We start from the raw sequence: 6,480 nt of genomic DNA, 5'->3' as shown, positions 1-6,480 counted from the left end.
AAGTCGCGCGGCGGCGTCGTGATCGTCGTCGGCGGTGCGGCGGGCCCGGTCTGGGCCAGCGCGGGGCCCGCCAACGTGGCCGCGGCGCCGAGCGCCAGCCCCCCGACTAGCGTTCGTCGTGAAAGCGCAGCATCGTGCGCACGCTGCTCCTGCTCAGGAGCCTCCTGGCGTGTCATCGTATCCTCCCGGTTACGTTCGGCCGGCCGGTTGATCCGGCCAAGCGCGGCGAAGGTTAGTCCGGTCCGCGTCCGGTTGCGAGAGGCAGACTTGAAACCGCGGCGTGATCGCGGGTCGCAATTTCGTCACCTTCGAGTGCGTTTGGATTGCAGGGCGCTAGCAGGGGATAAAGCCGGAGCTCATTGTGCAAGTCGTCATCTTGGTCATCCTTCTCTCGTTTGCCTTTGCGGCCGGCTATTTCACGCGGGATTACGTCTCCCGAAAAAGGCGCGCGGAGGCACGCCGCTGGCGCGAGTACGCTGAGCCGGACTGGCTCTCAGCCAATGCGCCGGCCAACACCAACGAGATCGCGAAGACCGGCACCGCTGCGCCCACCGGCGAGCTCGGCCAAATGCTGAACCGTTGGGAGAACAGGGCGCGCGCCCGCCGCACCGGCACGGCCTAGGCCTACCTTTTAGGTCATCTATGTTGACCCTCTTTTTGGCGTTGCAGTTGCGGCCATTTCTCGTCTAGAAACGGCCACATCGGGCCTCTCCCGAAACCAACCGTCAACGGTTTTGACCGAGGATTTGAGGCTGTACAGGGTCTGGCAATGCTGATTCGCGGCCAAATCGAGGGGATTTCGGGGGAGGTGGCTCTGGCCGCCGCCGCGATCCCGGCTGCGCTGCTGCCCACCCTCCTTATTGGCGGCCTTCTTCTTACTTGCCCCTGAGGGCCGGCTGGGCGCCATGCGCCTGGGCGCTCAGGGGTTGGTCGAGATCAACGGACACCTCAAGCGCCAAGGGACTGAAACGGCTCTGAACGGCGCAAACGCTCAAAAGGAAATCTAGGAATGGCCACCGTGAACAAGTCCGAGAAGGACCGCGTCATCATTTTCGACACCACGCTGCGCGACGGCGAGCAGTGCCCCGGCGCCACCATGACCTTCGAGGAGAAGCTCGAGGTCGCCGAACTGCTGGATGATATGGGCGTCGACGTCATCGAGGCCGGCTTTCCGATCACCTCCGAAGGCGACTTCCAGGCGGTCAGCGAGATCGCCCGCCGCTCCAAGAACGCCGTCATCGCCGGCCTGTCGCGCGCCCATCCCGCCGACATCGACCGCTGTGCCGAAGCCGTGAAGTTCGCCAAGCGCGGCCGCGTCCACACCGTGATCGCGACCTCGCCGCTGCACATGCGGGTGAAGCTGAACAAGACCCCGGAGCAGGTGATCGAGACCTCCGTCGCCATGGTCGCGCGCGCCCGCAACCAGATCGACGACGTCGAATGGTCGGCCGAGGATGGCACCCGCAGCGAGATGGACTTTTTGTGCCGCATCGTCGAGGCCGTGATCAAGGCCGGCGCCACCACGGTGAACATCCCCGACACGGTTGGTTATACGGTACCGGAGGAATATACCCACTTCATGAGGACGCTGATCGAGCGCGTGCCGAACTCGGACAAGGCGGTGTTCTCCGTGCACTGCCATAACGATCTCGGCATGGCGGTCGCCAACTCGCTGGCCGGCATCACGGGCGGCGCGCGCCAGGTCGAGTGCACCATCAACGGCATCGGCGAGCGCGCCGGCAACGCCGCTCTCGAAGAGATCGTTATGGCGATCAACGTGCGCAACGACAAATTCCCCTACTGGAACAAGATCGACACGACGCAGCTGACCCGCGCCTCGAAGCTGGTCTCGGCGGCGACCTCGTTCCCGGTGCAATACAACAAGGCGATCGTCGGCCGGAATGCCTTCGCCCATGAGAGCGGCATTCACCAGGACGGCGTGCTGAAGGACGCTTCGACTTACGAGATCATGCGCCCCGAGATGGTGGGCCTGAAGCAGTCGTCGCTGGTGCTGGGCAAGCATTCCGGTCGCCACGCCTTCGTGCACAAGCTGGAGGAGATGGGCTACAAGCTCGGTCCGAACCAGTTGGAAGATGCGTTCACGCGGATGAAGGCGCTGGCCGACCGCAAGAAGGACATCTACGACGAGGACATCGAGGCGCTGGTCGACGAGGAGATGGCGGCCTCGCACGACCGCATCAAGCTGACCTCGCTGACGGTGATCGCCGGCACCCACGGTCCGCAGCGCGCGACCATGAAGCTCGACGTCGACGGCCAGATTAAGATCGAGGAAGCCGAAGGCAATGGCCCCGTCGACGCCGTCTTCAACTGCATCAAGCGCCTGGTGCCGCACGAGGCCAAGCTCGAGCTGTACCAGGTGCACGCGGTCACCGAGGGCACCGACGCGCAGGCGGAAGTGTCGGTGCGGCTGGCGCAGGACGGCCGCTCGATGACGGCGCGCGCGGCGGATCCGGATACCCTGGTGGCTTCGGCCAAGGCCTATCTCGGCGCGCTCAACAAGATCGTCATGAAGCGCCAGCGCGACAATGTGACGGCGGCGGCGAGCTGAATGGCTGCCCTGCTAAGGGACAATAGCGGCTGTGTAAGCGAGCCGCTATTGATGCAGCCGGCATAAGACTGGCCACCCGGCACCGCCGGGCGGCTCAAACAAACGACAGGGAGAGACCATGCGCACCTCGGCGATCGCCGCCTCCATCGCGGTTCTGGCACTTGGCTTGAGCGGGCCGGCATCGGCCCAATCACCGATCATCATTAAATTCAGCCACGTTGTCGCCACCGACACGCCGAAAGGCAAGGGCGCGGAGAAGTTCAAGGAGCTCGCCGAGAAGTACACCGGCGGCAAGGTCAAGGTCGAAGTCTATCCGAACTCGACGCTCTACAAGGACAAGGAAGAGCTCGAGGCGCTCCAGCTCGGCAGCGTGCAGATGCTGGCGCCGTCCAACTCCAAGTTTGGGCCGCTCGGCATCCGCGAGTTCGAGGTGTTCGACCTGCCCTACATCCTGCCCGACATCAAGACGCTGCGGAAGGTGACGGAAGGGCCGCTCGGCACCAAACTGCTGAAGCTGCTGGATGCCAAGGGCATCACCGGCCTTGCCTATTGGGACAATGGCTTCAAGCAGATGAGCGCGAACAAGAAGCTGATCACGCCGGCCGACTATCAGGGCGTGAAATTCCGCATCCAATCCTCGCGCGTGATCCAGGCCCAGTTCAAGTCGCTCGGCTCGCTGCCGCAGGTGATGGCGTTCTCGGAAGTCTACCAGGCACTCCAGACCGGCGTGGTCGACGGCCAGGAGAACACCTGGTCGAACATCTACACCCAGAAGATGCACGAGGTTCAGAAGTACATCACCGAAACCAATCACGGCTACATCGGCTACGTGGTGATCGTGAACAAGAAATTCTGGGACGATCTGCCGGCCGACATCCGTGACCCATTGTCAAAGGCGATGAAAGAGGCGACCGAGTTCAGCAACGCGCAGTCGCAGAAGGAGAACGATGACGCGCTGGCCGAGATCAAGAAGAGCGGCAAGAGCGAGATCATCAAGCTGACGGCCGATCAGGACGAGGCGATGCGCAAGGCGATGGAGCCGGTCTACAAGGAGGCCGCGGGCCGCATCGGCCAGGGGCTGATCGACGAGTTCCTGAAGGAAGCCAAGAGCCCGACGAACTGACCTCGACGGGCGACCCCAACGAAGGGCTTCCGCGCAGCGCACGGAAGCCCTTTTTGTTGCGAATTATTTTTGTTCGCATCTGAACGGACATTCACGGCAGTTACATCTCTGCAAGGACGCCCTTCCTGTCCAAGTTGTAAGTTGCGCGTCAGCCCCCTCGCGCTCATCCTTACGGGCACCTTTCCAGAGGAGGTCAGGATGAAGAAATTCACCATCGCAGCCATCGCCGTGCTCAGCATCGCCGGCTCGGGCGCGGTCTACGCCCAATATCATCGCCCGTGGATGGAGCACGTCCGCCACATGCGCATGAACCCCGAGGACCGTGCCGCCTTCGTCGATGCGCGGATCGCCGCCGTCCATGCCGGGCTGAAGCTGAACGCAGATCAGGAGAAGCTGTGGCCGCCGGTCGAGGCGGCGGTGCGGGAGTTCGCCAAGCTGCGCATCGACCGCGCCAATGCGCGGATGAATGCCGGGCCGGGCGATGCCGACAGGGCCGAGGACCCGATCGCCCGCCTGCGCCAGCGCGCCGAGGACATGGGCGCCAGCTCCGCCGCCCTGAAGAAGATCGCCGATGCCGCCGATCCGCTCTACAAGACCCTCGATGAGGGCCAGAAACGACGTCTCGCCGTGCTGACCCGGCACCGCGGCCCGTTCGGCGGCGGCGAGGACGGCCCGCGCCACCACCACTTCAAGGAGCGCATGGACCGCATGATGGAACGGGGCATGGACCACTTCCACCACGACCGCTTCGACCGTGACCGCGGTCCCGACCGGGACCGGGAGGGCCGGCTCTGAACGGACCGGTTCTCAGGCCGTAAACCTGGCGAAGCCGCTGGAATCCAGCGGCTTTTCGCATTTTCGGGGCTGCGGACGAGACCTTGGAAAACTTGCGTCCGATCGCTTGCCAGACCCGGAACGCTTTGCTAAACGACCGGCCTCGCAAGGCCTTGACCGCCTTTCGGGCGCATAGCTCAGTTGGTAGAGCAGCTGACTCTTAATCAGCGGGTCCCAGGTTCGAGCCCTGGTGCGCCCACCACCCTTAAGAGATTGGCCCGCAAGGGCTTTTTTAAATTCCGCCACAGAACAAACCGGGTCTCGTGCGACGCTTTTAATGGTCGTACGTCGCACGCCGTGCGACGAGTCGGATAATTAGGGCCGAAGGCCATCCACCGCTGAAACGCGCAGCCAAATGAGACCTATCGGTCTGCGTTCAGCTCTTCATGCCTTCCTTCCGCACCTGCAATTCAAGCCTGTCGATACCGGAATCGGCGCGAGCCGCATTGCGGGCGCGGTAGTGCTTCACGATAGTCTGGGCGCTTCGGTATGAATGCCCAGTGATGTCGCAGATCGTCAGCAAGTCGCAGCCAGCCCGATCGAGAAGCATAACGCAGGTATCGCGTAGGTCCTGGTCGTGCTTCTGGTCGAGTTCGCCGGCGCCGTTGACGAACATTAGGGTGGGGCAAGGCTGCACGCGCCATGCTGCCTCGTCTCCATTGCTGTCGCGAGTGACCTGCGCATCCAGCCATTCCGCTAATGCGCGCTTGCGTTGATCGACCGCTCGAGCGCGCTGCGCTTTATTTTCCTCATCGAGAGGGAACGGCGCGAAGAGTTTGTCGACATCCTTAATCAGTTCGGCGTTCAATCGTTCTGCGCGTACGATTGCCTGACGCGCGTTGTCGCGCTTCAGAAAGCCGAATACAGCGACGGCTCGGGCAGTCGATACCCAATGGCGGTAGGTACTCTCGTCATAAGGCTCGCCATTGTCCTCATTGACCACCAGCTCGGGCGGCACCCTATCCAGTTGAAGCCGAAGCTTTAGCTCCTTCACTCGCGCACGCGAGGCATTCAGTCGTGCGCTGAGTTGCGGCGCCTCTTTGATGTCGACAAGTTCGCCAGTTTTGCTCTGCCGGAACGCGTGCCGGCCCTCGACGTCGCTCTCATTGCGCATAATTAGACGGTCGGTCTGGCGCTGCCCGGTGAACAATGCCAGGTGAAAGCTATCGCCGACCGAAGGCCGTTCGATCGCATCGGCTGCGGCGACCCATGCAGAAAATTCAGGCATCGCAACCTGTACGATGCGTCCGTCTGGATGATCGAACTCCATACCTTCTCGCGGGTTGGGTCCGAGGCGCCACAAGACACTTTCCTGCCCCCAAGTGAATGCCGCTGAGAGCGTGGCTATCATCGAGAGCGCCATATGATGGCCGCGAGCTGATTTCGCGTAATTATAGAAGGCACGGAATTCCGGTTTGCCGATTGATGTCGGAGTGGCAGTTGCAATCGCCTCGAGTTCTCGTACGGGCTCGGCTACACCGAGCAGCTTGGCTGCACGGATCTCGGCACGCATCCTAGCCGCGGATTCACGTGATTGCGGTCGGTACAAGATGGCGGAGATACATTTGCGATAGGAAGATTGCGAGGCGGGCGACAGCGCCTTGAACTCAACCGACTTGCTCCAATCGTCCAGAAGATCTTCGATCGTAGAACGCTTCCGGATCGTAATTTTCTTCGGTAGCTTGCCGGCGCGGCGCGCCGCCTCGATCTCCGACTTTCGCTTGTCTGAAAAGTCTGAGGCTTCTTGGAGATTGAACCAAGCACCGACCGGACGGCCTTTTTCATCGTACGGCGGATGGCGCAAATCGGCATCGACAAAGCCGAGAGCTCTGGCATAAGAGCCGTGCGACGAGCGAGGACGGCCATTACGCCACTTCACATGGGGAAACTTGGGATCGGCCATAAGAACCCTCAGTGCCAGTAAGAGATGGCACCCATTGGAATCTAGCGCGAT

5 protein-coding genes and 1 tRNA gene are annotated in these 6,480 nt (G+C 62.3%); 5 read left to right on the top strand and 1 reads right to left on the bottom strand.

Annotated features, from left to right (window positions below; genetic code table 11):
- The first annotated feature begins 358 nt into the window (after window positions 1-358).
- The 5 genes from XF30_RS31990 to XF30_RS31970 all read left to right on the top strand — a co-directional run bounded on the left by XF30_RS31990 (window position 359) and on the right by XF30_RS31970 (window position 4,728).
- The gene (locus XF30_RS31990; protein WP_109144902.1) at window positions 359-622 is read left to right on the top strand and encodes a hypothetical protein; all 264 of its coding nucleotides are present in this window, start codon (window positions 359-361) and stop codon (window positions 620-622) included.
- 387 nt (window positions 623-1,009) lie between these two features.
- Window positions 1,010-2,569 carry a 2-isopropylmalate synthase gene (locus tag XF30_RS31985; RefSeq protein WP_036006756.1) on the top strand — a complete coding sequence of 520 codons (1,560 nt, stop codon included), beginning with the start codon at window positions 1,010-1,012 and terminating at the stop codon, window positions 2,567-2,569.
- A 118-nt stretch (window positions 2,570-2,687) separates the two neighbouring features.
- Window positions 2,688-3,692, top strand: coding sequence for a TRAP transporter substrate-binding protein (locus XF30_RS31980; protein WP_036025066.1), 1,005 nt, complete (start codon window positions 2,688-2,690; stop codon window positions 3,690-3,692).
- A 198-nt stretch (window positions 3,693-3,890) separates the two neighbouring features.
- A complete protein-coding gene (locus XF30_RS31975; protein WP_109144901.1) occupies window positions 3,891-4,487 on the top strand; it encodes a Spy/CpxP family protein refolding chaperone in 597 nt (198 codons plus the stop codon).
- 165 nt (window positions 4,488-4,652) lie between these two features.
- Window positions 4,653-4,728, top strand: a tRNA-Lys gene (locus tag XF30_RS31970).
- Window positions 4,729-4,902: 174 nt separating this feature from the next.
- Here the strand turns inward: XF30_RS31970 and XF30_RS31965 are convergent.
- Window positions 4,903-6,480: site-specific integrase (locus tag XF30_RS31965; protein WP_204524532.1), on the bottom strand; the 1,578-nt coding region annotated here is incomplete at its 5' end.

It is taken from the genome of Bradyrhizobium sp. SUTN9-2 (assembly GCF_003122645.1).
Lineage (GTDB): Bacteria > Pseudomonadota > Alphaproteobacteria > Rhizobiales > Xanthobacteraceae > Bradyrhizobium > Bradyrhizobium yuanmingense.
This window is presented reverse-complemented; position numbering and strand designations above follow the sequence as displayed.